The sequence below is a fragment of the Lysobacter sp. A289 genome, assembly GCF_054072675.1.
Genome location: NZ_JBSVRN010000001.1, coordinates 1,622,816 through 1,647,222 on the forward strand (window position 1 = coordinate 1,622,816; position 24,407 = coordinate 1,647,222).

General features: G+C 64.0%; 26 protein-coding genes, 1 pseudogene and 2 riboswitches. Of the genes and pseudogenes, 13 read left to right on the plus strand and 14 right to left on the minus strand.

Annotated features, from left to right (window positions below; all coding sequences use genetic code 11):
- Nucleotides 1-9: 9 nt before the first annotated feature.
- Nucleotides 10-765 carry an arginyltransferase gene (locus tag ACW5DN_RS07430; RefSeq protein WP_456962077.1) on the plus strand — a complete coding sequence of 252 codons (756 nt, stop codon included), beginning with the start codon at nt 10-12 and terminating at the stop codon, nt 763-765.
- On the plus strand, nt 762-2,039 hold the full coding sequence (locus ACW5DN_RS07435; protein ID WP_456962078.1) for an endonuclease/exonuclease/phosphatase family protein: 1,278 nt from the start codon (nt 762-764) through the stop codon (nt 2,037-2,039). The genes ACW5DN_RS07430 and ACW5DN_RS07435 overlap by 4 nt, the downstream gene beginning before the upstream one ends.
- 29 nt (nt 2,040-2,068) lie before the next feature.
- Here ACW5DN_RS07435 and ACW5DN_RS07440 read toward each other — a convergent pair whose 3' ends face one another.
- Nucleotides 2,069-2,398 carry a hypothetical protein gene (locus ACW5DN_RS07440; protein ID WP_456962079.1) on the minus strand — a complete coding sequence of 110 codons (330 nt, stop codon included), beginning with the start codon at nt 2,396-2,398 and terminating at the stop codon, nt 2,069-2,071.
- A gap of 67 nt (nt 2,399-2,465) precedes the next feature.
- Entirely contained in the window at nt 2,466-3,746 is a 1,281-nt protein-coding gene (gene purT / locus ACW5DN_RS07445; protein ID WP_456962080.1) for a formate-dependent phosphoribosylglycinamide formyltransferase, read from the minus strand.
- A 120-nt stretch (nt 3,747-3,866) separates the two neighbouring features.
- Here purT and ACW5DN_RS07450 point away from each other — a divergent pair, with 120 nt between their 5' ends.
- From ACW5DN_RS07450 to ACW5DN_RS07470, 5 genes and pseudogenes are all read left to right on the plus strand, one after another.
- The gene (locus ACW5DN_RS07450) at nt 3,867-4,802 is read left to right on the plus strand and encodes a hypothetical protein (protein ID WP_456962081.1); all 936 of its coding nucleotides are present in this window, start codon (nt 3,867-3,869) and stop codon (nt 4,800-4,802) included.
- Nucleotides 4,803-4,813: 11 nt separating this feature from the next.
- Nucleotides 4,814-4,879 (plus strand): annotated as a pseudogene (locus ACW5DN_RS07455) (Arc family DNA binding domain-containing protein); the annotation flags it as partial.
- A gap of 27 nt (nt 4,880-4,906) precedes the next feature.
- A complete protein-coding gene (locus ACW5DN_RS07460) occupies nt 4,907-5,086 on the plus strand; it encodes a DUF4177 domain-containing protein (RefSeq protein WP_456963067.1) in 180 nt (59 codons plus the stop codon).
- Between the two features lies 1 nt (nt 5,087).
- Nucleotides 5,088-6,437 (plus strand): alpha/beta fold hydrolase, encoded by a 1,350-nt coding sequence (locus tag ACW5DN_RS07465; protein WP_456962082.1) that lies wholly within the window; start codon nt 5,088-5,090, stop codon nt 6,435-6,437.
- A gap of 64 nt (nt 6,438-6,501) precedes the next feature.
- Nucleotides 6,502-7,326: a M15 family metallopeptidase gene (locus ACW5DN_RS07470; protein ID WP_456962083.1), complete on the plus strand. Its 825-nt coding sequence runs from the start codon at nt 6,502-6,504 to the stop codon at nt 7,324-7,326.
- A gap of 16 nt (nt 7,327-7,342) precedes the next feature.
- Here the strand turns inward: ACW5DN_RS07470 and ACW5DN_RS07475 are convergent, their stop codons facing one another.
- The 5 genes from ACW5DN_RS07475 to ACW5DN_RS07495 all read right to left on the minus strand — a co-directional run bounded on the left by ACW5DN_RS07475 (nt 7,343) and on the right by ACW5DN_RS07495 (nt 11,681).
- Nucleotides 7,343-8,017: a DNA-3-methyladenine glycosylase family protein gene (locus tag ACW5DN_RS07475; protein WP_456962084.1), complete on the minus strand. Its 675-nt coding sequence runs from the start codon at nt 8,015-8,017 to the stop codon at nt 7,343-7,345.
- A gap of 1 nt (nt 8,018) precedes the next feature.
- Nucleotides 8,019-8,396 (minus strand): DUF423 domain-containing protein, encoded by a 378-nt coding sequence (locus tag ACW5DN_RS07480; protein ID WP_456962085.1) that lies wholly within the window; start codon nt 8,394-8,396, stop codon nt 8,019-8,021.
- A 110-nt stretch (nt 8,397-8,506) separates the two neighbouring features.
- The gene (locus tag ACW5DN_RS07485) at nt 8,507-9,679 is read right to left on the minus strand and encodes a polyketide cyclase (RefSeq protein ID WP_456962086.1); all 1,173 of its coding nucleotides are present in this window, start codon (nt 9,677-9,679) and stop codon (nt 8,507-8,509) included.
- 119 nt (nt 9,680-9,798) lie between these two features.
- On the minus strand, nt 9,799-10,479 hold the full coding sequence (locus ACW5DN_RS07490) for a response regulator (RefSeq protein WP_456962087.1): 681 nt from the start codon (nt 10,477-10,479) through the stop codon (nt 9,799-9,801).
- Nucleotides 10,476-11,681, minus strand: coding sequence for a sensor histidine kinase (locus ACW5DN_RS07495; protein WP_456962088.1), 1,206 nt, complete (start codon nt 11,679-11,681; stop codon nt 10,476-10,478). Before ACW5DN_RS07495 ends, ACW5DN_RS07490 begins: the two co-directional genes overlap by 4 nt.
- Before the next feature lie 169 nt (nt 11,682-11,850).
- On the opposite strand from ACW5DN_RS07495, the gene ACW5DN_RS07500 reads away from it, so the two are divergent.
- The 5 genes from ACW5DN_RS07500 (at nt 11,851) to ACW5DN_RS07520 (ending at nt 14,991) form a co-directional block, all read left to right on the plus strand.
- Nucleotides 11,851-12,456, plus strand: a complete 606-nt coding sequence (locus ACW5DN_RS07500) for a GNAT family N-acetyltransferase (RefSeq protein WP_456962089.1) — start codon at nt 11,851-11,853, stop codon at nt 12,454-12,456.
- The gene (gene minC, locus ACW5DN_RS07505; protein ID WP_456962090.1) at nt 12,453-13,247 is read left to right on the plus strand and encodes a septum site-determining protein MinC; all 795 of its coding nucleotides are present in this window, start codon (nt 12,453-12,455) and stop codon (nt 13,245-13,247) included. The genes ACW5DN_RS07500 and minC overlap by 4 nt, the downstream gene beginning before the upstream one ends.
- Before the next feature lie 136 nt (nt 13,248-13,383).
- Complete coding sequence (gene minD, locus ACW5DN_RS07510; protein WP_456962990.1) at nt 13,384-14,193, plus strand: septum site-determining protein MinD; 810 nt, start codon at nt 13,384-13,386, stop codon at nt 14,191-14,193.
- 2 nt (nt 14,194-14,195) lie between these two features.
- Nucleotides 14,196-14,471 (plus strand): cell division topological specificity factor MinE, encoded by a 276-nt coding sequence (gene minE, locus ACW5DN_RS07515; protein WP_456962091.1) that lies wholly within the window; start codon nt 14,196-14,198, stop codon nt 14,469-14,471.
- Between the two features lie 46 nt (nt 14,472-14,517).
- Nucleotides 14,518-14,991 carry a hypothetical protein gene (locus tag ACW5DN_RS07520; RefSeq protein WP_456962092.1) on the plus strand — a complete coding sequence of 158 codons (474 nt, stop codon included), beginning with the start codon at nt 14,518-14,520 and terminating at the stop codon, nt 14,989-14,991.
- A gap of 64 nt (nt 14,992-15,055) precedes the next feature.
- Here the strand turns inward: ACW5DN_RS07520 and ACW5DN_RS07525 are convergent, their stop codons facing one another.
- From ACW5DN_RS07525 to ACW5DN_RS07550, 6 genes are all read right to left on the minus strand, one after another.
- The gene (locus tag ACW5DN_RS07525) at nt 15,056-15,829 is read right to left on the minus strand and encodes a pentapeptide repeat-containing protein (RefSeq protein ID WP_456962093.1); all 774 of its coding nucleotides are present in this window, start codon (nt 15,827-15,829) and stop codon (nt 15,056-15,058) included.
- A gap of 50 nt (nt 15,830-15,879) precedes the next feature.
- Entirely contained in the window at nt 15,880-17,118 is a 1,239-nt protein-coding gene (locus ACW5DN_RS07530; RefSeq protein ID WP_456962094.1) for a tetratricopeptide repeat protein, read from the minus strand.
- Between the two features lie 28 nt (nt 17,119-17,146).
- Nucleotides 17,147-18,799 (minus strand): DUF4384 domain-containing protein, encoded by a 1,653-nt coding sequence (locus tag ACW5DN_RS07535; protein ID WP_456962095.1) that lies wholly within the window; start codon nt 18,797-18,799, stop codon nt 17,147-17,149.
- Nucleotides 18,800-18,888: 89 nt separating this feature from the next.
- Nucleotides 18,889-19,260: a hypothetical protein gene (locus tag ACW5DN_RS07540; protein ID WP_456962096.1), complete on the minus strand. Its 372-nt coding sequence runs from the start codon at nt 19,258-19,260 to the stop codon at nt 18,889-18,891.
- A 104-nt stretch (nt 19,261-19,364) separates the two neighbouring features.
- Nucleotides 19,365-19,661 carry a hypothetical protein gene (locus ACW5DN_RS07545; RefSeq protein WP_456962097.1) on the minus strand — a complete coding sequence of 99 codons (297 nt, stop codon included), beginning with the start codon at nt 19,659-19,661 and terminating at the stop codon, nt 19,365-19,367.
- 102 nt (nt 19,662-19,763) lie between these two features.
- Entirely contained in the window at nt 19,764-20,072 is a 309-nt protein-coding gene (locus ACW5DN_RS07550) for a hypothetical protein (RefSeq protein WP_456962098.1), read from the minus strand.
- Nucleotides 20,073-20,653: 581 nt separating this feature from the next.
- Here ACW5DN_RS07550 and ACW5DN_RS07555 point away from each other — a divergent pair.
- Entirely contained in the window at nt 20,654-22,708 is a 2,055-nt protein-coding gene (locus ACW5DN_RS07555; protein WP_456962099.1) for a M2 family metallopeptidase, read from the plus strand.
- Between the two features lie 99 nt (nt 22,709-22,807).
- On the opposite strand, the gene ACW5DN_RS07560 is transcribed toward ACW5DN_RS07555, so the two are convergent.
- Nucleotides 22,808-24,073 carry a multidrug effflux MFS transporter gene (locus ACW5DN_RS07560; RefSeq protein WP_456962100.1) on the minus strand — a complete coding sequence of 422 codons (1,266 nt, stop codon included), beginning with the start codon at nt 24,071-24,073 and terminating at the stop codon, nt 22,808-22,810.
- Between the two features lie 119 nt (nt 24,074-24,192).
- A riboswitch (glycine riboswitch) is annotated at nt 24,193-24,292 on the plus strand.
- Nucleotides 24,293-24,399: riboswitch (glycine riboswitch) on the plus strand.
- Nucleotides 24,400-24,407 lie beyond the last annotated feature (8 nt).

The following is a 24,407-nucleotide window of genomic DNA, read 5'->3' on the forward strand; positions in this document are numbered from 1 at the left end:
GCTGGTGCCATGGGCAACGATCCACGCCGGAACCTCGACGACCTGCGGCTGTTCCACACCGCCGAACACCCCTGTGGCTACTGGCCGCAGCGGATTGCACGTGACCTGGTGCTGGATCCGTGCGATCCGCAATTGGCCCAGCGCTATCCGATGGCCCTGGGCTGGGGATTTCGTCGTTCCGGCGGTATCGTCTACCGGCCGCATTGCCAGGGTTGCCAAGCCTGTGTCGCGGTGCGGATCCCGGTGGAGCGCTTCCGCCCCGATCGCAGTCAACGCCGCTGCCTGGCGCGCAACGCGCGAGTGGAAATGCGGGTACTGCCAGCCGAGCGCACCGATGAGCAGTTGGCGCTATACCAGCGTTACCTTGCCGCGCGCCACAAGGACGGAGGCATGGATGGGCACGGTGCCACCGAGTTCGACCAGTTCCTCGGCGGGCTGTGGAACACCGGTCGCTTCATCGAGTTGCGCGAGCCGGAAGCACATGGTCCAGGCCGGCTGCTGGCAGTCGCGGTGACCGATGTCATCGAGGACGCGTTGTCGGCGGTGTATACCTTCTACGATCCGCGGGAACACCAGCGTGGACTGGGAACGTTGGCGATCCTCAAGCAACTGCAATGGGCCCACAGCCAGCAGCACCGTTATCTGTACCTGGGCTACTGGATCGCGACCCACCCGAAAATGGACTACAAGCGCCGGTTCCGTCCGTTGGAGCAGTTCGACGGGCGTAATTGGCACGATTTGAATGATGATGGAGCTGCTGAATGACACTGCCGCGATACCGATTACTTCCGTTGCGCCGCCGTCGACCTCAGGGCGCATTGATCCTCGCCATCGTGCTGGTGGCCCTTGCCACGGCCGGCTGCGTTCGGGTCGCCATCCACGGCGACCCAGACGCCTGGGCTGACAACATGACCGAATCAATGAACGACAGCACCCTGCGCGTGGCGACCTACAACACCTCGCTGTACCACGAGTCCGCCGGTGGCCTGGTGCAACAGCTGTCAGCCAACGACGAGCACGCGAGCAAGATCGCAGCGGTGCTGCAACGTGTGCGCCCCGACGTCGTGCTGCTCAACGAGTTCGACTACGACCCGGCCGGACAAGCGGCCGATCTGTTCCAGCAAAATTATCTGGAGCTCAGCCAACCCGGGGGCGGCGAGCCACTGCACTACCCCTATCGCTATCTCGCCCCGGTCAATACCGGCGTACCCAGTGCGCTGGACCTGGACAGCAACGGCGAGGTCGGCGGAACCGGCCGTGACCGCGGCAACGATGCCTGGGGTTACGGTTTGCATCCCGGCCAGTACGGGATGCTGGTGCTCTCGCGGTACCCGATTGACCCAGCCGCGGTACGCAGCTTCCAGCGTCTGAAGTGGAATGCCATGCCAGACGCCCGGGCACCGCGTGATCCGCGTAGCGGCGAGTCATGGTATCCACCGCAGGTCTGGTCGCAGTTGCGCCTGTCATCCAAATCGCATTGGGACGTACCGATCGCCACCCCGATGGGCACCGTCCACCTGCTGGCGGCCCACCCGACCCCGCCGGTATTCGATGGCCCCGAGAACCGCAACGGATTGCGCAATGCCGATGAAATCCGCCTGTGGGCCGAGTACATCTCGTCGGGCGACACGCCGTGGTTGTGCGACGACCGTGGCCGCTGCGGAGGACTGCCCGGCGATGCGCGGTTCGTGATCGTCGGCGACTACAACGCCGACCCTGTCGATGGCGATGGCGTACCCGGTGCCATCGCGCAATTGCTGGACAACCCCCGGGTCAACGCCAGCTTCGTGCCCCGCAGCAACGGCGCGATCGAACGGGCGGGTGAGCGGGCCCTCCCGCGCAATGGCGATGTCGCCACCCACACCGGCGACTTCGGACCCAAGGGAGGCACACTTCGACTGGATTACGTGCTGCCATCAAGGGATCTGCGGATATCCGATGGCGGGGTTTTCTGGCCCGTCACTGGCGAGCCGGGAAGCGCTATCGCCGCGGCAAGCGACCATCACCTGGTATGGCTGGATGTGGTCGTGCCCCGGTAAGTCGACGCAAGCGGCCGAAGCCGCCTGGCTCAGGCCGGAGGCTTCGGCTCTTCTTCCCCGGTGGCCGGCACTGCCACCGGCACCGCGACCCTGGGGCCAAACCCGAAAGCCTCTTCGCTGCGGGCCGATGCGATCATTCGCACCATGCTGCCAGGCACCATCAACTCCAGCTCGATCGACTCCCCGGCGCTGGTGCGCCCGTCAAGAGTCATCTTGATCATCGAACCGCCGGTATCGACTTCGCGACAGACTACGTGGACGCCGGCCTTGCCCTCGCCCAGGTAGGGTTTTATCGCTTCACCCAGCGCCTCCAGCGCTTGTGGAAAGAAGAACACGGCATATCCGTTGTGGTCGTCCATCGGGACTCCTGGTGCGTTGGTGGTGGTTGGATGGTTGGGTGGTTCACACCCGAATTTTCCTGGCCGCTCAGCGCAGCTCTACCCGCAACTGCGCGGCGGCATGGCGCGCCTTCTCGCGGGCCTGTTCGACATCCTCACCCAACGCCAGCGTCACCGCGACCCGGCGCTGGCCCTCGACTCGCGGCTTGCCGAACAGGCGCAGTTGGGTGTCGGGCTGGGCCAAGGCCGCATCGACTCCGTGAAACACCGGCACACCGTGCCCGTGCGCCAAGACCGCACAGGAGGCGGAAGCGGGATGACTGCGGATCACCGGTATTGGCAGCCCCAGGATCGCACGTGCGTGCAGGGCGAACTCGCTCAGGTCCTGTCCGATCTGGGTCACCAGCCCAGTGTCATGCGGCCGCGGGGAAACCTCGCTGAACCAGACCTCATCACCCTTAATGAAAAACTCCATGCCAAACACGCCCCAGCCACCGAGGTCATCGCTGACCGCCTTAGCCATCGCCTGCGCACGCTCCAGCGCCAGCGCCGACATCGGCTGTGGCTGCCAGCTCTCACGGTAATCGCCGTCCACCTGGGTGTGCCCGATGGGCGCGCAGAACGTGGTGCCACCGGCATGGCGCACGGTCAGCAGGGTGATCTCGTATTCGAAATCGACAAACCCCTCCACGATCACGCGCCCCGCGCCAGTACGTCCTCCGGTTTGGGCGTACTCCCAGGCGTTGTCGATATCGGCCTGGGAGCGCACCAGCGATTGGCCCTTGCCTGACGACGACATCACCGGCTTGACCACGCACGGCAGGCCGATCTGCGCGACCGCGACGCGGTAGTCGGCCAGGGTATCAACGAAGCGGTAGGGCGACGTGGCGACCCCAAGGGTTTCCGCCGCCAGCCGGCGGATGCCCTCGCGATCCATGGTCAACTGCGCCGCGCGGGCGGTCGGGATCACCCGCATCGGGCGGCCGTCGGGACGCCGGCCGGGCTCGCCGAGTTCGAGCTCGACCAGGGTCTGGGTAGCGATGGCCTCGATTTCCGGGACGATCAGCTGTGGCTGCTCCGCGGCGACCACGGCGCGGATGGCGGCTCCGTCCAGCATGTCGATCACGTGGCTGCGGTGGGCCACCTGCATCGCCGGGGCGTCGGCATAGCGATCGACCGCAATCACCTCAACGCCAAAGCGTTGCAACTCGATCGCCAGCTCCTTGCCCAGTTCGCCAGAGCCAAGCAGCAACACGCGGAACGCATGCGGTGACAACGGGGTACCAAGGCTGACGGAGCCGGTTTCGACACCGGGCTGCGCGGTCTTGCTCTGGGTTTGTGTCGGGGTTTCAGTCGTGGTTTCAGGCATGGATGGGTGATACCGGTCGATGAGGACAGCTGTGTCCAATATGTCGAGGCAGTCTAACTTCCGCCAATCGGTCGCGGTACCGCGTTTCCTGCGACGGCAGGCGCATGCGATCCTTCCGGTATGCGCCCTCGCCTGCCGTTATTGCTGTCGCGAATCACCATCGCCGCCTTGCTGGCGCTGCTGGTCCCGGCTTGCACGCGTTCCGACGATGCCACCACCCATGCCACCGAAGCGCGCATGAGCGGCGTCCTGCTGGACATGCAGCTCGATGAGATCAGCGGCCTGGCCGCCTCATCGCTGCACCCGGACGTGTTGTGGATGCATGACGATGGTGGCAATCCGGCGCGACTGTTCGCCGTGAGCACCAGCGGCCGTCGGCTGGCGACCTACACCATCGAAGGCGTGACCAAGACCGATTGGGAGGACATGGAAGCGTTCGAGTTCGGTGGCAAGCGTTACCTGCTGATCGCCGACACCGGCGACAACGGTGGTTTGCGCCACAGCCTGCAGCTGCACGTGATCGAGGAACCGGCGACGCTCACCAACGCGCGCCTGAAACCCGCCTGGTCGATCGCCTTCCGCTGGCCCGACGGGCCGTCCGATTGCGAGGCGGTCACGGTGGATCCCGAGCGCGGCGAAATCCTGCTGGTTTCCAAGAAGCGCCAGCCGCCAGAGCTGTTCGTACTACCGCTGAAGCCACCGGAGCGGGAGCTGCTCACCGCAACCCGGGTCGGCACGCTGGCGGGGGTGCCCTCTGCCACGCGCACCGGCCAGACGCCGACCGAAGCGGCAGGACGAACGCCATTGGGCAGCCAGGTCACCGCTGCCTCGGTATCACCAGACCGCACCACCCTGGCGGTGATGACCTACCGCTACCTGCTGCTGTACCCGCGTACCGAGGGTGGCGACTGGGCCGATGCCGTGACCCATCAGCCCCGCACCAGCCTGTTGCCGTGGTTGCCGCAGGCCGAAGCACTGGGCTGGACCGCCGATGGCCGCAGCCTGTATGCGACCGGCGAATTCATTCCCGCACCGCTGTACCGGATCACGCCCTGACGAGGCCACGCCGCAGCCTCAACGCGCAGATCGAGTATGTTTTACCAGACGCGTTACGCAAGGCCGGCCGACTGCCCGGCACCTTCCAGCAAGGAAACCAACCCATGAGCACACCGTGGATCTACGAAGTGGTGGAGATGAACCCCAACATGCTGGGGCCATCAATGACCGAGCGCCTGCAAGAAGAGCTCAACCGCCTCGGCCAGGAAGGCTGGGAACTGGTAGCGGCCAACCAGGTCAACCCATTCGACCAGGTACGCTTGATCCTCAAGCGGGCGGCCTGACATGCGCGCGGCAATGATTGCACTGGGGCTCTCGCTGCTGCTTGCCAGCCTGCCGGCCCGTGTCGCAACCGCCGCGACCGACACCACGCCCGCCGCGGCTGTGCTCGACCCGCAGGCCATCGCCTCCCGGTTTCTCGACCAACTGGATGCCGGCGACTACGCCGCCGCCGAGGCCACATTCACCGACCGGATGGCGACATCGGTGCCGGTCGAGAAGCTCAAGCTGGTGTGGGAGCAATTGCCCGTCCAGCTCGGCCCCGCTGGCGGCCGCGGTGAAGCCACCGTCACCCAGCACGACGGCATGCATATCGTCGTCATGCCGCTGGACTACGGGGACGCCGGCGTGATCGCGCAGATCGTCATCACCGCCGAAGGCAGGATTGCCGGGTTCCTGGTCCAGCCGGCCGCAAAAGCCACCCCGGTGCCACCACTGGCCGCGGATGCGACGTTCATCGAACGCGATTTCAGCGTCGGTGAAAGTGACAAGACCTTGCCTGGCACGCTTGCCATGCCCCGGAGCGTCGCCAATACGGGCCAGCGAGTGCCTGGGGTGGTGCTGGTACATGGCTCCGGCCCGCAGGATCGAAACGAGACCGTCGGCCCCAACCGGCCGTTCCTGGACATCGCCCGCGGCTTGGCATCACACGGCATCGCGGTACTTCGCTATGACAAGCGCAGCAAGGCGCGACCGCAGGATTTCGCCGATGGCGACTACGAGGTGGACGAGGAAACCACCGATGACGCCGTCGCTGCGGTCGCCGCACTGCGCGCCACCGACGGCATCGACCCGGCGCGCGTCTACGTGCTCGGCCATAGCCAGGGTGCGATGTTGGCGCCACGCATTGCCGCGCATTCCGGACACGTTGCCGGTCTGATCATGCTGGCCACACCGGCACGCCCGCTGCTGGACTTGCTGCCGGAACAGAACCGCTACTTGTTCAATGCCGATGGTTCCATTGGCCCGGCCGAGCAGGACTTCCTGGATGAACTCGACGCCAGCATCGCCCGGATCCGCAGTGACCAGCCGATGCAGGCGACCGACACTCCGCTGGGCTTGCCGGTCGCCTACTGGCGCGGCTTCGACCGCATTGATCCAGTCGCCGATGCACTCGCCAGCAACCTGCCAATACTGCTGCTGCAGGGCGGCCGGGATTTCCAGGTAATCGACACCGACTGGCGTTTGTGGAAGAGCGCCCTGTCCGACCGCGACAACGTGATCTTCAAGTACTACCCGTTGGTAAACCATCTGGGTATCGCCGGCGAAGGACGCGGCTCAATCCAGGACTACCAGACCCCCGGGCACGTGGATGCAACACTGATCAACGACATCGCGGCGTGGATCAAGCAGTGAGCGGCGGGTTCGCGGGAAGAGTCCGGATTGGCACCATCGGCCGCACCGATCTAACCTGACCGACATGCGTGGCCAACCCAAGCTGCTGATCAACACCCCGAAGGTCGAACTGTGGCCCAGCGGGCTGCTGCGTGCGCGCAGCAACCACGATGCCCGCATCCTGTCGCGCGCGAACTACATACTGCGACGCAAGCGCGATGGCCGCTATCTCGCGGCGCAACTGACCGAAGGCCTTGTGCCATTGATTCCCCGGTTGACCCGGGAGCCCGGCGTCACGGCGGCCCTGGAGGTGCTGGCGAAGCAGCGCGGCGTGCTCCATCCAGGCCTCGCCTGGTCGAGCCGGCTCCAGCCGGAGGAACTGCCCTTGGACGGCCTGCGTGAACGGCTGGACGCACTCGGCCTGGATGACGGCTATGGCGAGCGCACCGGCCTGCCGCTGGTAGCCGAGCCGGGCTGGCTCACCCTGGCCGGCCTGGACCGCTACCGGCGGCCGTTGTGGCTGCGCGCCGGCGCCGCCCGTGCGTGGACCCACCTGCGTGAGGCCGCTAGCCGCGCAGGCGTGGTGCTGGATGCGATCTCGGGCTATCGCAGCCATGACTACCAGCTGGGCATCTTCGAGAGAAAACTCGCGCGTGGGCAAGCCGTCCCGGAGATCCTGCGGGTCAATGCCGCGCCCGGCTACAGCGAGCACCACTCAGGCTTTGCCCTCGACATCGGCACCCCGGGCGAACCGCCGGCCGAGGAGAACTTCGAACAGACGCCCGCGTTCGACTGGCTGACCGCCACCGCCGGCGGCCACGGCTTCGCCATGAGCTACCCCCGCGACAATCCCCACGGCATCGTCTACGAGCCGTGGCACTGGCGCTGGGCTCCCCAAAAAACCGAATGACCAGACGGAGTCCGGCTCAGTCCTGCGAGCGCTTGGTCGGCGCCTTCGCCTCGACCGCGAAATCGGCGATCTTCCACAAGTAGAAGCTGGCGTAGCTGCGGTATGGCCCCCAGCGTTCACCGAGTTGCGCGAGTTGCTTCGGCTTCGGCATCACCTCGAGCTTGTCGACCATCTGAGCGCCCTTGCGGATGCCGAGGTCGTCGATCGGCAGTACATCGGGGCGACCGAGACGGAACATCAACATCATCTCGACGGTCCAACGGCCGATACCGCGCACCGGCACCAGCGCGTCGATGATCGCGTCATTGTCCATCGTCGCCATCCGCCGCAAGGTCGGAATCTCGCCGGCCGCCTCGCGCAAGGCCAGGTCGCGCAACGCCAGCAGCTTGTTGCCGGACACACCGCAGGCGCGCAGGGTCGGATCGTCGCAACGGCCGAGGGTGTCGCAGTGGAAGCGGTCGCTTTCGATCGCCGCCTCGACGCGTCCGACGATCGTCGCCGCGGCCTTCCCGCTGAGCTGCTGGTAGAGGATCGCGCGGGCCAGCGCATCGACCGGGTCGAACGACTTGCGCCAGCGGGGATCGGGGTCGATCACGCCGATCTGGCGCATCCAGCTGCCCAGCTTGCGATCGCGCCGGGCCAGGTGGGCATGCGCCGCCGCGGTATCGAATCCGCGCGAATGCCGTGGCATCTCAGCGCCTCACGCTGTCGGCCGCCCACAGCAGCCAGGCGAGGATCATCAGGCCGCCGCCCAGCGGTGCGAGCGAGGTCGGTGTGCCGAACCCGTGCGCACTGGCCAGGCTGCCGGAAAACAGCAGCGTGCCAAGCAACAGCATCCCCAGCGCGATCGCCGCCAGTCGCCGCCTTGCAATCGGGGCCAGCGCGGCCAGCGCGATGCCGTGGCCGAACGCGAACAGCGCCGCCGAGTGCAGGCTCGCCTGGACCTCAGGCTCGGCGGAATGGGCGGCGTAGGCGAACAGTGCGACCGAGGTGGCGGCGAGCACTGCGCCCAGTGCGGCAAGTGCCCGCAGGGGCCGGGCGACCCGGGTTGGATCAGCGGTCGGGATCATTCAATGGTCTCGCGACAGGTCGCTCAAGATAGCAGGCCTGCCCATCACGGCATCCAAAAAAAATGCGCCGCGGGATCCGCGGCGCATCTCAGGTTGGGTACAGCGTCTGCTTAGCGCAGCGTCCAGTACACCTCGAAATCGCCTTCCTCGGTAAAGCCCTTGTCGATACCGTTGATCCAGGCCTCGTACGGACGTCCAGCGGTTTCGTCGCCGCGGGTCATCACCCAGGCGCGCAGGGCATCACGCACCTTGGGCATGTTGGCCATATGACCGACAAACGGAACCATGGCCACCTTGGCGGGCGCCTCGAACACATGGGTCACCGGGCCTTCCAGCTTGATGTCCAGCTTCACCGCCGGGCCTGGCGCGGCATTGGCGGCGGCGATATCGGCGGCATCCGCGCCGGCATCGTCTTCGCTCTCGTCGCCGTCCGTCTCGTCGGCAGCCGGCTTCTTGTCCGCGCCACTGCCGGCCTTGCGCACCGGCTGGGCAACATCGAACGCATAGGTTTCGGCACCAAACTCGTTGGTGATGATGCGCACCGGGCCCGCAGGTTCGAGATCATTGGCCTTCATGACCTTCTCGATCCACTGCATGTTGTTCTTCATCGTGCGCTGGACCACGTCGTTGTTGCGCTCCACGGCCGCACCGACTATCAGCATGTTGACCGCCGGCCGCTCGATCACCTTCGGAGCCATCTCCGGGTTGTCCTTGCTGAGTTCCGCATAGTCGTAGTTCGGCACCGCAGCGAGCATGTTGCTGAACCGGTTCAGGCTCATCTTCATGCGATCACCCATGCCGCTGGTGACATACATGCCGGCATAGCGACCAAACAGGTTCATGCCGTAATCAACGTCGTAGATCTGGGTGATCTTGACGTTGCGATTGCTGCGTCCGGTCGGCTCCAGTATGTAGCTGGTGCGCTTGTTGCTGCCAGGCTCGTTGTTGACGACCTCGAAGCTCACGCTTTTGCGCGGCTGGCTGTCCACCAGCTTCCAGCTGCCGTCGCCCACGCCCTTCGCATCAGAGCTGTAGTCCAACTGCGCGCCAATCCCGCTGTCCGGGCCGGTAAGCTTGATATCCATCTCTGGATCCCGCAGCGGAAGCACGTTCCAATCGTCGAAACGGGCAAAGCTGTTGAGGGTGTCATAGACAATCGTGATCTTTCGATTGGTCTCCACCGACTGCTGGATGTGACGGGTGGATGGCAGGAAGAAACCGATGACGAGAAACGCCACGGCCACGATTGCCAGCGAAATCAGGAATTCGATCAAACGGGTCATACAGGTTCTCTCCAGGGCCAGACCCGGAATGGGACGGGGGGCAGACCCGTAATCCTAGCAAGGAAAACGGGTCTGTCGCATGCCAGCCAGGTCACAAGAATCACGAAATTGTCCGGTATTTACACCAACTGCAGCTCAAATGCCTTCAGCACCGCTCTCGTACGATCGCGCACGCCCAGCTTGGACAGGATGTTGGAGACGTGGTTTTTGATGGTGCCTTCGGCCACTCCCAGCGAATTGGCGATCTCCTTGTTGGAAAACCCTCCCGCCATCAATCGCAGTATTTCCGTCTCGCGTTCGGTCAACGGATCGGGCCGATCCAGGCTGACGAACTCGTTGCGCATGTGTTCCAGCCCCGACAGCAGGCGCTGGCTCATTGCCGGTTGGACCAGAGAGCCGCCACCGGCCACCGTCTGGATCGCTCCAACCAGTTGCTCCAGTGACACATCCTTGAGCATGTAGCCCTTGGCCCCGGCCTTGATCCCCGCCAGCACCATCTGGTCGTCATCAAACGTGGTCAGGATGATCGTTGGCGGCAGCTGGCCTCGGCGGGCCAGCTCCTGCAGCGCTTCCAGCCCCGACATCACCGGCATCCTCATGTCCATCAGCACCACGTCGGGCTGGATCTGCGGTATGAGCTCGACCGCGTGCTTGCCGTCGCCAGCCTCGGCAACCACCTCGATGCCCTCGGCCAGTTCCAGCAGCGATCGCACTCCCTGGCGAACCAGGGTCTGGTCATCGACGATCAGGACGGTTATCGGCTTGTCCGGATCACGGGGTTTGATCGGATTGGGGGTCATGCATTCACTCCTTCGCGAGTAGCCGCCACAGCGTCTGCCGACAGCGGCAACACAAGATGCAGGCGGAAGCCTGCCTGTGGCCGGGTTTCAATGGTCAAATCACCCCCGCACTGGGCGAGGCGTTCGCGCATGCCGTGCAGTCCGTTGCCGATGGCGACCTGGCCGGCACCTCGCCCATCGTCGCGCGCCGTCATCACGATGCATCCATCTTCGCGCCTCAAATGGATCCACAGATGGTCGGCACCCGCATGGCGCACCGCGTTGGTGATGATCTCCTGGGTGCAACGCAACAGCACATGTGCGCGCTCGGGATCGTCAACGGTCAGCGGCTCCTCGATATCCATGTGGATCTTCGGGGTGAAGATATTCTCGGCCAACGGACGCAGGGTCAGCGCAAGGTCAATCGCCTTTTCCACCCGCAAATGGCTGACCGCTTCGCGCACGTCCGTCAGCAGCAAGCGAGCCAGGGTATGGGCCTGGACGACGTGCTCCTTCGCCCGGCCATCGGTCAGATGGCCGGCAACTTCCAGGTTCAGGCTCAACGCCGTCAGGTGGTGACCCAGCAAATCATGCAGCTCACGGGAGATGCGGGTGCGCTCATTGATTCGCGCGCTTTCTGCCAACAGCAGGCGCGTGGCATGCAACTCGGCATTCAACTGACGTTGTTCCTCACGGGCCTGTGCCTGTTGTCGGGCCACCAGCGCGGTGACAAACACCAGACTGGAAAACCCCATATATGCCAGCGACTGCATCAAGGCCACCAGCACCGGCATGCCCAACGCGACAAACGCCGGCGTGATCGCAAGGTTGCCCCCGACCAGCCAACCCACTCCCACCCGCAGCGATAACAGCCATGGCAGCAGTCCAGCCACCACCATCAGCAGGACACTGCCCAGACCGGTACGCGACAGATAACTGATGCCCACCGCGCAGATCGTCAGCACCAGCAGCAGGACAAGGGACAGGTAGTCGGTGCGGCGCGGCCCGAGGTCGCGGGTCAGCCACCAGTACGCGCCGCCGAAAGTCAGGTACAAAGCGACCCAACGCGCGATCAGCAGATAAAACGGTTGGCCGCTGACAGCCGGCAGGAATTCCAGCCCGCCCGGAGCCAGCCATAGCTGAATCGGCCACAGCCCGACCATGCCCCACGTGAGGAGGCCGGCGAAGCGCAACAGTCGGCTGTGGTTAAGGCGGCTCAGCATCACCGCATGCTACCGGCATCGGGTGGCATGAGGGGGCGTCGAAAGTCATGCTGAATGCGGGCCGGGCCGCATCGGTCGATTGAAATCTGTTCGCCGCACGCCGGGACCCATGCGATAATTGGCCCTGGAAACGCGACCCCACGTGAAGTAACAACCCTTGGAGCCCGGAATGTCGATCGTTGTCCGCGACGTGCTTGAGCACGAGCTGGATTCCGTCCTTGCCCTCAACAACGCTGCCGGACCTGCGATCCTGCCACTGGACGCCGGGCGATTGCGCCATTTCTTCGAAACGGCCGAGTATTTCCGTGTCGCCGAGCGTGACGGCACCCTGGCCGGTTTCCTGATCGGGATGGGCAGCCATGCCTCGCATGACAGCAGCAATTTCCGCTGGTTCTGCCAACGCCACCCGGGTTTTTTCTACATTGACCGCATCGTAGTGGCCAGCCGCCGACGCGGCGGCGGTGTCGGCCGGGCGTTCTATGCCGATGCCCAAAGCTATGCGGAATTGCGCTACCCACAGATGGCTTGCGAGATCTTCCTGGATGGTTCCAGCGATCCGGTGCTGTTGTTCCACGGCAGTTTCGGATTCCGCGAAGTCGGGCAACACGTCATGGACGGCACCGGGCTGCGCGCGGCAATGCTGATGAAGCAATTGTGCAGCTACGCCTGGATCCGCCAGGCCTATGGCGAGAACCTGCCAAGCCTGCCATGGGCTCGCCCACGCACGCTGCCCGGCAAAGACCTGGCGGCACGACTGACCGGGACCAACCGTTGAGCACGGCGGTGACGGATTACGAGCCCGCCGGTGAGCTCAAGATCGGCCAGGTCGGAATTGCCAACCTGCGCATACGCTCGCTGGATGTCCCCAGGTTGACCGAGGAAATGCGCAGCCGGGTGCAACGCGCGCCCAACCTGTTCAAGAACGCGGCCGTGGTGATCGATTTTGGCGGGTTGGGCCAGATGCCCGACCTGGCCACCGCGGGTGCGCTGATGGACGGGTTGCGCCAAGCAGGCGTACTACCGGTCGCCCTGGCTTATGGTTCCAGTGATACCGAGCAGCTGGCGGATGCCCTTGGCTTGCCGCTTCTGGCCAAGTTCCGCGCCCAGTACGAGCGCGGGGACGAGACCTCACCCGCAGCTTCACCGGCCGCGGTGCCAGCGGCGGCCCCGCCGCGTGAAAAGGCGGCCCCGCAACCAGCAACTCCTGCGAAGGCGGCCACAAGCAAGGCAAGCCCGGGAATGATCCATGCGACGCTGGTTCGTTCCGGCCAGCAGGTCTACGCAGATCACCGCGACCTCACCGTGCTGACCGGCGTCAGTGCTGGTGCAGAAGTGATTGCCGACGGCTCCGTCCACATTTATGGCCCGTTACGCGGTCGCGCCCTCGCCGGCGCCCAGGGCAATGAACAGGCACGCATTTTCTGTCGCGAGTTCCATGCCGAACTGATCGCCATCGCGGGCCACTACAAGGTACTGGAAGACATTCCGACGGAGTTGCGTGGTCGCGCCGTCCAGGCCTGGCTGCAAGACGGACAATTGCAGCTGGCCGCACTGGACACACCGTGAGCGAAAACCGTGCATGCTGTCGCGTTGCGCCCAATCGGCAACCGGGCAGTTGCAGGCGGCCTGGCATCTCGGCGGGCGCTGCAGACACTACATCGATGCATTCCCCCGCAGCACCCATGAACTGGAGGATTTGAACTTGGCCGAAATCATCGTTGTCACCTCGGGCAAGGGGGGCGTGGGCAAGACCACTACCAGCGCCAGCCTCGCCTGTGGGCTCGCACGCCGCGGCCACAAGGTGGCCGTCATCGACTTCGACGTCGGCTTGCGCAACCTGGACCTGATCATGGGTTGCGAGCGACGCGTGGTGTACGACTTCGTCAACGTGGTCAATGGCGAGTCGACCCTGAAGCAGTCACTGATCCGCGACAAGCGTTTCGAGAACCTGTACGTGCTGGCCGCCTCGCAGACCCGGGACAAGGATGCGCTGACGGTTGAAGGCGTGCAGAAGGTCCTGGACGATCTGGCCGCCGACGACTTCGACTACATCGTCTGCGACTCCCCCGCCGGCATCGAAAAAGGTGCTTACCTGTCAATGTATTTTGCGGACCAGGCGGTCGTGGTGGTCAACCCGGAAGTCTCCTCGGTGCGCGACTCCGACCGCATCCTGGGCTTGCTGGCGTCCAAGACCCGCCGCGCCGAGAACGGCGAGCGGGTCAAGGAACACCTGCTGCTGACCCGCTACAGCCCCAAACGGGTAGAGTCCGGTGAGATGCTGAGCATCGGTGACGTGGAGGAAATCCTGGGTTTGAAGACGATTGGCGTCATCCCCGAGTCCACCGACGTCCTGCACGCTTCCAACAAGGGCGAGCCGGTCATCCTCGACAACGAGACCGACGCGGCACAGGCCTACGATGACGCCGTTGCCAGGTTGCTTGGCGACACCCGTCCAATGCGGTTTGTGAACCCCGAGAAAAAGGGTTTCTTCAGCAAAATGTTCGGAGGATAGACATGGGTTTGTTCGATTTCCTGCTGGTCAAGAAGCAGACGGCTTCGGTCGCCAAGGACCGCTTGCGGATCATCGTTGCCCACGAGCGCGCCACCCGTGGCGGACCCGACTACCTGCCGATGCTGCAACGCGAATTGCTCGAGGTGATCCGGAAATACGTCAACGTCGACGTCGATGCGGTCAAGGTCGACCTGATGGGCGAAGGCGACAACAAGGTGCTGGATATCTCGGTCTGCCTGCCCGAAAAAGCCGAATCACGGGCGTTCGCCAACGGCTAAACTGAACACGACGCATTGTCCGGACAAGGACTTCGGACAAGACCCGATGCTCACGCTTGCTGACACCGGCTTCGCCGCTCCTGCCGCGTTACTGGCACGGTATGGACTGCAATTGGCAAAGGTTGCCGATGGCGAGCCCATTCCGGGGAGCTATTGGGGCGACTGTGAGGCCGGACTGATCGGCGCCACCGTCCATGCCCGCGCCGATACGCCAGTGCACTCGTTGCTGCATGAGGCGGCGCACCTGATCGTGTTGCCGCCCGAGCGTCGCGCTGCCGTGCACACCGACGCCACCGACTCCATTGATGAGGAGGATGCGGTTTGCGTGTTGCAGGCGTTACTGGGCGACGAGCTGCCCGATGTCGGCCGCGATCGCATACTGGCCGACATGGACGCGTGGGGCTACACCTTCAGGCTCGGCTCGGCGCGGGCGTATTTTGAACGCGACTCCGATAGTGCTTGGCACTGGTTGGCCCAGCGCGGGCTGGTCGAGCTGCCGCACCGGCGCCTGATCGTCTAGATACCCTGACCGCGGTCAGGCGTGGCCACGCAGGCGAGCGGACGTACGGCTCGGCTCGGCTCGCTCAGCGGCAAACGCCAACGGAGCCACTGCCACAGATACGGCCGTCAACCCAGGTCGCGCCTTCGAAACGCGCGCCCGACAGCAGCGCATTGGTCAGCGTGGCGTCTTGCAGGTTGGCCCCGCGGAAGTCGACGCTATCCAGATTGGCATTGGCGAAGTTGGCTTCGACCAGGATCGCATCACGGAAGCTGGCGCCACCCAAGTGGGCGTTGACGAACGTCACGCCCGCCAGTCGCCGGCCGGCGAAATCTCTCCCGGCCAGATCCTGGTTGGCGTAGCTCGTCGGCCCACCGCGCTCCGAGGACGAAGACGACGTTGTGGTCCGTCCATTGACGGTGCTGGTTGCTCGACCGCCGCCGGCACTCATGATGTGCACGCCGCCATCGCCTTGGACGCTGACCTGGCCATCGTTGACATGCGTGTGTTGGGTGTTGTCGCCATCGGTTTGATAGTTGCCGGTGCGCGAAGACAGGTTTTGCTGGCCGCTCGCCTCCACCGTGGCTCCGTGCGTGCGCACCTCGGTTCCGGCGGCACCGGCCTGGATCACGGTACCGTCGCCCGCGTCGATCCTGACGTTGCCGTCGGCGTCGATATCCACGCTCTGGGCAAGTGCCGGCATCGCCAGTGAGGCCAACAGGAGTCCGCCAAACGCGAGCATGAGACAAGAACGGCTGCGAGCGGTCTGACTAGCCTCGGTGTGGTTAAGGCGGGTCTGGTTGTGGGGGGTCTGGTTGTGGGGGGTCTGGTTGTGGCGGGTCTGGTTATGGAAGGTCACGGAATGCTCCTGTCGGGGGCCCACTGAGCGGGGAAAATATTCAGTGGAAGTCAGAGGCCGAGATCGGAAAGTCCGGCCAACGGGTCGTCGAGTCGCGGCTGCGCGGCCGAAGTGATGTTGGAAACCAGGTTGCCTCCCGACTGGCCCACAGCCGCGGAAGCCAACTGCCGCATCCAGGTCGGGTCGAAGCCACCACCGGGGAGCGTACGCGCCTGGATCAGGCCAAGCATTTGCAAGGCAGGCTTGCTGCCCTGCGCCGCTGCATCCCGGTACAGCCGTAAGGCCTTGCCATAATCGACAGGCACGCCATCGCCGCGATGGTAGCGACGGGCCAGCGCGTACAGGGACTCGGCATCACCGTCGGCGGCCGCCTCGGCACCGGCCTCGACTTGTCGACGGGCTTCATCGCCGCGCGCCAGACTGGCGAGATTGAGCTTGGCAGCCGCGCTGCCATTGTCGACTGCACGCTGGTACCACATTTGCGCCGTGGTGCGGTCGCCTTGTAACTGATAGTGCACACCCATGGCATTTTGAGCGACGCCATCACCGCCACGGGCCGCCCGCTCACGTAGTGCGGCCTGCTGCTTCTCGCCACCGCGACGTCGCTCGGCAGCAAACAGCAGCGAGAGCAGGTAGTCGGCCCGCGCGACGCCAGCGGCACTGATCTGCTGCAGGCTGCGCCGCGCGGCGGCCGGATCTCGCGCCACGCCCAGACCGAGTCCTTGCAGGTAGGCGAATGCCATTGCCGCTCGGCGGTCACCTGCGTCAGCAGCAACCTTGAACCAACGCGCCGCCTCGGCGTAACTGCGCGGATCCGCATCGCCCCGATAGGCCGCCAGCGCCTGCTGCAATGGATCATCCGATCCCGCCACGACTTCCGCCGCAGCTTCCATCGGCATCACGGCGCCACCCTCCACCCCCGGAGTGTCCATCACGACCGCGCTATCGTCGCTCGCGGGTTCGATCCCGGCGGGGTTCGACGGCCAAACGATATTGCTGCTGGACGGCGGCGCGGGGAGCGCCAAGTCCGGCGAAGGGGCTACTTCCCCGGCCGCCGTGGGGGCAGCACCGACCGGCTTGGGGCGAGGCGGCACGATCTCCGCCCCCATGCCTGCGGTGGAGACCATGCTCGACGTGCCGACTGCAGTTTCCGGGGACTCCGGAATTTGCGGAGCTGCGGGCACCAACGGTGGCGTTACCGGCACGATCTCCGCATGAACCACAGCGACCAGCCCGATCAGCAACGCGGCGCCCCAAAACAGGGTGCCACGCCGATCGCCTGCGATCACCCAACCGATCATCGCAGGCCCGCCGCAGTCATGGTGTAACCGACCATTGCGCACTGCCCGCGCCAACCCTGGCCCCGACCGCCGACCGGAACGCCTGCTCCACCGCATCCAGCGATACCGCGTCGATGGGCGTCAGTACCGGCGCCTGCAGTTGGGCCGGCAGCAGCGACGAGGGATCGAGCGGACTGGTCAGGCAGCGCAGTTCCTCGGTGCCCGGCGCCGTCAGCTCGATCGCGAAACTCTGCGGATTACCAATATCGGGCACCATCAGCGCGCGATTGCCTTCGATTACACCGGACGGCTGCAACGGATTGGGGTAGATCTGCGCAATCGTGCCTTTTGCATCCTGGTAGTAGCACTGCAAGTACGCGGTCCGGTCGACGCTGATGTTGAACGAAAGCAGTTCACCCAGCGGACGCGCGTTGCCGGGTGTCGGCAAGGTGATGTCGACCTGCGGCGGACGCGGCTTGGTCGAGCCCAGCACGGGGGCACCATTCCTGGGCTCACTGCGGGAGGCGACTGGCAAATGGCTCGCGGTCACGCCGGTATCGCCCCACCCGACCTTCACGAAGTGGCCATCCCCATCGCTGCGGACGTAGTCACGAGCGAGGTGCTCATAGGTTTCAAAGCTCAGCTGGCCCGATGCCAGCACGCCTTGATCAAGCTGGAAGCGCTGGATTGCGTTGCGCAACTCTGCAGTGATCAGGCGTGGGGTCGGGTCGACCGTGTAATAGCCTTGTGCCCGCAGCCCACGCTGAAAAAACGCCACCCGCTGGGTTTCGTCCATTTCCAGGTACCACTGACGCAATTGACGCTGGAATTCGGGATGGGCCTGGTCGAGCGCGAGGCATTGCCAGTACGGCACCCGAGCCCACTTGCCGACCAATTCGATCATGCTCAGGTCGATCAAGGTCCGCGCGGCGGGGCCAACGCCCTGCGAGAAATCGCTGCCGATCTCAATCTGCACGCCAGCCTTCTTGATCCGTCCGCCGACATCAATACCGGCACCCTTGTTGGCAATGGTGATTTCGTTCGCCGAATGGATACCGGGGATCAGGGTGCGGCTGATGAAGTCGCCGAGGTGGAAATCCATCCCCATGACGCTGCCGGCCAGGTCGCGGGACCAGCCGATTTCAGCATCCTCGGAAGCGGCGCCCAGGCCGCGGCGGTCGATCATGACGTTCTGGTCCATGAAGCTGATTGCGCCGGATATGTACAGCTGCGGCATCGAAATCATCATCTGGTTGTTCTGCAACATCAGACCGCTGAGCGTCTGCACGGTGTCCTGGCTGAGCGGATTTACCTCATAGTCGACAAAACGGAACGTGTTGCTCAGTCGCGACATCTCCGACAATGACGTGATCAACATATCCGTCGCAGCAACGTAGACCTTGCCGGAAGCATCCGGAATGGTCTTGGAAGTAATGGTGACCGGGTTGATGTGGTTGTCACGCAGCATCCGATCCATGCACGACAGCGAGTCGTTGAAGTTGCTGACCGAACGCACGGGCCACACCACTGGCTGGTTCTCGACCCCAATCTGGTTGTAGAAGTCGGTGTGCTTGCGGGGGCCGTTCTTGCCCAGCGTGCTGCAACCGGCCAGCAACGTCACCGCAGCGGCCATCGCCACCACTTTTACTCCCGCGCGCGCCGTGTGCGCGTGCCCCTGTAGTTTTGTCATCCGTCGTGTTTATCCGTGTCGAAAGGAAATGTCGCCCAAGCGCTCTCGACCGGGATCCGGCGCACATGCACTTGATGTGGCGGGGGCGTCTACTTGCAGACGTTGATCACGCTGCCGTTGACCACCACTACCCGCTCTTGCTGCTGGCCGCGTGGGCTGGGGCCATAACGCGGGGTGAAACTGCCGACCGTGGTGGGCGATTGCGTGACGGTGCCCACATTGGTGATGCAGGTCTTGGCACCACCTGGCCCGCTATTGATGACCTGGGTGTCCTCAGCGGTCTGTCGCGTGCCAAAACCGAGCCAACGCTTGGCCTGGACCTGGCTGACCTTGGCCCTGTCCCATGGGTCGATCCCGCGACGCGGGGTGACGTCCGACTGCTGCGCCTGTGCCAGCGGCGCCAGGACAGTAAGTGCCAGCGCCAGCCCGGCGGTACGGATGCTGATTGTGAGCATGCTCATGCGATTTGCTCCTCATTTACAACCTCACTGGGCGGGGCAGCCATCACTGCCGGCCGCCCCGCCATCTATCGACGCACGATGCGTGCGACGTTGATCAGCAAGGTTTATTCGCCTTCGTTCGACGAAACGTTCTGCTCGGCTTTCGACCCGGCACCAACCGCGCTGTTGGCGATCGCGCCCATGACGTCGGTGGTCTGCGTGTTGTTGCCACCAATCTTGACGTTGCCCTTGTTGGACGAGACGTTTTGGGTCGCCGTGGTCAAGGCACCCACCGCGGAGTTGGCGATGGCACCTTTGACGTTGGTCTTCTGCGTATTGTTGCCACCGATTTTCACTTCGGCATAGGCGGTGCTCGACATCAATACAGCGGCGGCGATCAACAGCACGTATGACTTCTTCATGGGTATTTCCTCATCTTCTGGGTAAAGGGGGGTACGCATGCCATTGGCCCTTTGGCAAACCACTCCCAGGCGGGCCTGACATGGGAGGCGGTGGAGGTGCGGTTATTCGTCGCTGACCGAACCGATGTTGATGATGGCCCTGGAGCCGGAGCCCGAGGCCTGGTTGTGGATCGAACCACTCACCGAAACCGTTTGGCTATTGCTACCGACTTTGGCCTTGCTACCGCTGATTGATCCGATGTTGACCTGGGCGGTGGCGCCGGATCGCGCCTCGTTGCTGATGCTTCCCGAGACATTGACCGTCTGCGAGTTGCTGCCACTGATCACGACTTGCTTCTGCGCAAAGACGGACCCAGATGCCGCAACCGTCAGGGCTGCCGTCATAGCCAGGATTCGAGCCGTATTTTTCATGCCGTTCCTCATCGTTGTCGCTCCAGGTGAGTCGTCCCGGGTGAGTCGTCCCGGGTGAGTCGTACCGGGTAAATACGCAAGCAAGCATCCGGATCAAAACCTGCCGCTCAGCGTCACCCTTCCTGTTAACTATCGAGGTGTCAAATCAATTTTTTGTGACATCCGGCCCTACCTAAACGAGTGATTCAGGCTTCTCAAACCCGCATTTACAGTGATGCTTTATCTACGCTTTATCTGACTTTTAGAGAATTTAATGGAACTTAAGCGACTTTAAGCGCAAACGGCACGCATGCTTGGCGACCGCTGCAACGCAAAACCCCTCTATTGCCATCTCCCCTAGCGGCAGAAGCGGCATTTTCCCCGGCTCAAGGCAAAGTGACATTTTGCGTCAGTCATCACAATCTGAGCGGACTGCCGCCCGCATTGCCGACGGCGCCCCCAGGCAGCGATGGAGACACACCCAACGCGTTGGCCGCTCTTGCGGCGCATCCTGATGCCCGCTTGCGCGGCGCTTGAGGTGTCTCTAGCCTTCTGAAGTTCGGCGCGACGCACGCGCTTCATGCAAAAGGGAGCTTCCCCAGATGAAACTCGCACGCGCATTACTGGCGATCAGCGTTACTGCGGCCGTGTTCGGGCTTGCCGGCTGCGACAAATCCCCCATTCCTGGCGAAACCCACCCGGCTGCCACAGCCGCCGCGCCGGCCGACGAGACGGCGGATCAGTTCGTCGCCCGGGTCAATGCCGAGATCAAGGCGATGTACCCCGAGCTGACCACGCCGCAGTGGCTGTCCTCCACCTACATAAGCGACGACACCCAACTGCTGGCGGCCAAGTCCAACGAGCGCTACCTGACCCAGCTCAACGCCTGGATCAAGCAGGCCAAGCGCTTCGAAGGCCAGCAAATGTCGCCGGAAACCGCACGCGCGATCCAGCTGCTGAAGCTCTCCACCTCGATGCCGGCACCGTCGGATCCGGCAGAACTGGCCGAACTGACGCGCATAGCAACCAAGATGGAAGGCATCTACGGCGCCGGCGAGTACTGCACCGGCGAAGGTGATGCCAAACAGTGTCGCCAACTCGGTGCGCTGGAAGAGGTGCTGCGCAACAGCCGCGATTACGACGCCCAACTCGACGCGTGGCGCGGCTGGCACACGATTTCCCAGCCGATGCGCAAGGATTACGTGCGTTTCGTGGAGTTGGTGAACAAGGGCGCCGATGAGATGGGCTTCGCCGATGCCGGCGAGATGTGGCGTTCGGGCTATGACATGAGTCCGGTCGAACTGGCAGCGGAAACCGACCGGTTGTGGAGTCAGGTCAAACCGCTGTACGAGCAACTGCACTGCTATACCCGCACCCGGATGGCCACCCAGTACGGCCCTGACAAGGCCGAGGTCGCCGGCGGCATGTTGCCAGCGCACTTGATGGGCAACATGTGGCAGCAGGACTGGAGCAATTTGTGGGACATCGTCGCGCCATACGAGAATGCCGGCAGCCTCGACATCACCACGTCCCTGGAGTCTCGCTACCGCCAGATCCACTCCCAGAAGCTCGCCCAGTACACCGGCGAACGCAGTCCGGCCGCGCTGGCCCAGCTTGAGCAGGATGCACTGGACGCCTCGGCGAAACAGATGACCAAGCGTGCCGAGGACTTCTACGTCTCGCTGGGCTTGCAAAAACTGCCCGACAGCTACTGGGAGAAGGCGCAGTTCATCAAACCGCGCGACCGCGACGTGGTCTGCCACGCCAGCGCGTGGGACATGAACATGGAAGGCGATGTGCGCACCAAGATGTGCATCCACCCCAACGAGGAAGATTTCACCACGATCTATCACGAGCTGGGCCACGTGTATTACTACATGGCCTATAACGATCTGCCGCCGATCTTCCAGACCGGCGCCCACGACGGTTTCCACGAGGCAATCGGCGACACCGTGGTACTGGCGATGACGCCGAAATACCTGGAGTCGATCGGCCTGGTCGATGCCCAGCAGCAGGGCGAGGAGGCACTGATCAATGCCCAGATGCGCATGGCACTGTCCAAGGTCGCGTTCCTGCCGTTCGGGCTGATGATCGACCGTTGGCGCTGGGGCGTCTTCGACGGTTCAATCACGCCGGATCAATACAATCAGGCCTGGTGGGACCTGAAGGCCAAATATCAGGGCGTGGCGCCGGTGCAGGAACGCGGCGAGGAGTTCTTCGATCCGGGCGCCAAATACCATGTGCCGGGTAACACTCCGTACACGCGCTATTTCCTCGCCCACGTCCTGCAATTCCAGTTCTACAAGTCACTGTGCGATGCGGCCGGCTACACCGGCCCGCTGCACGAGTGCAGCATCTACGGCAGCACGGCGGCGGGTGAGAAGCTGCAGGCGATGTTGAGCAAGGGCGCCAGCCAGCCGTGGCAGCAGACCCTGAAGGAATTGACCGGTGGCGAGCAGATGGACGCGTCCGCGATTTTGGAGTATTTCGCCCCGCTGCAAGGCTGGCTGAAGCAACAAAACGAAGGCGGTACCTGCGGTTGGCAGCCCAGCGCGACGGCGGCCGCCGCCGTGTCCACGCCTGGATCCGAGCCCGCAGCAAAGGCGGAAGCCGAACCCGAGGCCGACATGCCACCTGAGGCCGATACCGACAACTGAGTCGCGATACTCATCACCCGGCGATCCGGGCAGCAGGAACGACAAAGGCCGGCGCAAGCCGGCCTTTGTCGTGTGACATCTGACCGGCCCAACGGCCGGTCAGATCGACTCGTTTGGCATCCTGCCCGCGCCATGGCTGTTGCCCGCGGCAGTCCGCGCCGATAGCGACTCCCACAGCCAGAACAACCAGCCCGTGAATACCAACACCGCTGCCGCCAGCGCCAGCCACAACGCGCTATGGCTGAGCCACGGCGAAACCACGCCGGCAATCACTGCGTTCAGCACCAGCGAGGTGAATGCCTGCAGTGACGAGGCTGCGCCACGCATGCGCGGATACATGTCCAGGATGGCCAGGGTCACGATCGGGAACACCAAAGCGATGCCGAACGCATTGAGGCTGATCGGGATGATCGCCCAGGGCATTTGTGGAGTATCGGTCCATAGGTTGTAGCCCAGCCCCAGCGCAACGGCGACTCCGGACACCGAGAAACCGATCGCCACCAACCTTGACCCACTGATCCTGCCCGCGGCTCGGCCGGACAGATAGGCACCCGCCACCATCCCGCCAATCATGGGGATGAAGAACCAGCCGAAATCCCCTTCATCCATGGGTTGCCCGTGGCGCTGCAACAAGTCGAGCACGAACGCCGGCGCCGAGGCGATAAACAGGAACAACGCAGCGAAATTAAGCGCCGCGCACGCGGCCAGTCGCTGGAAGCGGGGGTTGAGCAGGATCGCGAGATAGTCGCGCCACAGCCGCGACGGCACCATCGGCAAGCGTGCCTGGACCGGATGGGTTTCCGGCAGCATCCGCCAGGTCACGCCCAGCAGCACCACCGAGAACACCACCAGGAACCAGAAAATCATCGACCAGTGGCTCCAACCCAGTATCCAGCCGCCAATGACCGGTGCGATCGCCGGCGCGATGCCAAAGATCATCGATACCTGGCTCATCAAGCGTTGCGCGTCATCGCCGTGCAGCACGTCGCGAATCACCGCCCGACCCACGATCAGGCCCACACCGGCCGACAATCCCTGCACCGCACGGAACACCAGCAGCGTCGTCAGGTCGGTCGACAGTGCACAGCCCACCGAGGCGAGGGTGAATATCGTCAAGCCACCCAGGATCACCTTGCGCCGCCCCAACGCATCCGAAAGCGGCCCATGCAGCAAGCTGGTCACTGCATAGGCAATCAGGTAGACACTGATGGTCTGCTGCATTGCCAGTTTGTCCGCGCCGAACTCGACCCCCATCGCCGGGAACGCGGGGAAGATGGTGTCGATCGCGAACGGGCCGAACATGGACAGTCCGGCCAGGATGAAGGTTAGCCGGCGCAAGCCGCCAGCCGATTGCAATGAACGCACGGAAATCCCAGGGATTCGAGGGGCCCTCATGGTACGGCTTTGCACTCGCGCAGACGAAGCGCGCCCGGCCGTCCGTGCAACCGCTTATAATCCCGAGGTAACTGCGAACCACTAGCTGCAAACAACCGGTGGGAGAAGCGGCCCATGCCCTGCAGGCCTGGCCCGCTGCCGAAGGCGCAACGCCCGTAATCGCTCAGGCTCCCGTACCACCGGTTGTGACAACTCTGGAGAGACCGGTTGAATCCGGCGCCGAAGGTGCGTGAAGCGCAGCAGTCCCGTGGTATCGGATCGCGCTTCCAAAACTCTCAGGCAAAAGGACAGAGGGGCGCCCGCG

Coding starts and splice junctions, on each gene's coding strand:
- ACW5DN_RS07430 (WP_456962077.1), top strand. CDS start 10: ATGGGCAACGATCCACGCCGGAACCTCGACGACCTGCGGCTGTTCCAC.
- ACW5DN_RS07435 (WP_456962078.1), top strand. CDS start 762: ATGACACTGCCGCGATACCGATTACTTCCGTTGCGCCGCCGTCGACCT.
- ACW5DN_RS07440 (WP_456962079.1), bottom strand. CDS start 2,398: ATGGACGACCACAACGGATATGCCGTGTTCTTCTTTCCACAAGCGCTG.
- purT (WP_456962080.1), bottom strand. CDS start 3,746: ATGCCTGAAACCACGACTGAAACCCCGACACAAACCCAGAGCAAGACC.
- ACW5DN_RS07450 (WP_456962081.1), top strand. CDS start 3,867: ATGCGCCCTCGCCTGCCGTTATTGCTGTCGCGAATCACCATCGCCGCC.
- ACW5DN_RS07460 (WP_456963067.1), top strand. CDS start 4,907: ATGAGCACACCGTGGATCTACGAAGTGGTGGAGATGAACCCCAACATG.
- ACW5DN_RS07465 (WP_456962082.1), top strand. CDS start 5,088: ATGCGCGCGGCAATGATTGCACTGGGGCTCTCGCTGCTGCTTGCCAGC.
- ACW5DN_RS07470 (WP_456962083.1), top strand. CDS start 6,502: ATGCGTGGCCAACCCAAGCTGCTGATCAACACCCCGAAGGTCGAACTG.
- ACW5DN_RS07475 (WP_456962084.1), bottom strand. CDS start 8,017: ATGCCACGGCATTCGCGCGGATTCGATACCGCGGCGGCGCATGCCCAC.
- ACW5DN_RS07480 (WP_456962085.1), bottom strand. CDS start 8,396: ATGATCCCGACCGCTGATCCAACCCGGGTCGCCCGGCCCCTGCGGGCA.
- ACW5DN_RS07485 (WP_456962086.1), bottom strand. CDS start 9,679: ATGACCCGTTTGATCGAATTCCTGATTTCGCTGGCAATCGTGGCCGTG.
- ACW5DN_RS07490 (WP_456962087.1), bottom strand. CDS start 10,479: ATGACCCCCAATCCGATCAAACCCCGTGATCCGGACAAGCCGATAACC.
- ACW5DN_RS07495 (WP_456962088.1), bottom strand. CDS start 11,681: ATGCTGAGCCGCCTTAACCACAGCCGACTGTTGCGCTTCGCCGGCCTC.
- ACW5DN_RS07500 (WP_456962089.1), top strand. CDS start 11,851: ATGTCGATCGTTGTCCGCGACGTGCTTGAGCACGAGCTGGATTCCGTC.
- minE (WP_456962091.1), top strand. CDS start 14,196: ATGGGTTTGTTCGATTTCCTGCTGGTCAAGAAGCAGACGGCTTCGGTC.
- ACW5DN_RS07520 (WP_456962092.1), top strand. CDS start 14,518: ATGCTCACGCTTGCTGACACCGGCTTCGCCGCTCCTGCCGCGTTACTG.
- ACW5DN_RS07535 (WP_456962095.1), bottom strand. CDS start 18,799: ATGACAAAACTACAGGGGCACGCGCACACGGCGCGCGCGGGAGTAAAA.
- ACW5DN_RS07540 (WP_456962096.1), bottom strand. CDS start 19,260: ATGAGCATGCTCACAATCAGCATCCGTACCGCCGGGCTGGCGCTGGCA.
- ACW5DN_RS07545 (WP_456962097.1), bottom strand. CDS start 19,661: ATGAAGAAGTCATACGTGCTGTTGATCGCCGCCGCTGTATTGATGTCG.
- ACW5DN_RS07550 (WP_456962098.1), bottom strand. CDS start 20,072: ATGAAAAATACGGCTCGAATCCTGGCTATGACGGCAGCCCTGACGGTT.
- ACW5DN_RS07555 (WP_456962099.1), top strand. CDS start 20,654: ATGAAACTCGCACGCGCATTACTGGCGATCAGCGTTACTGCGGCCGTG.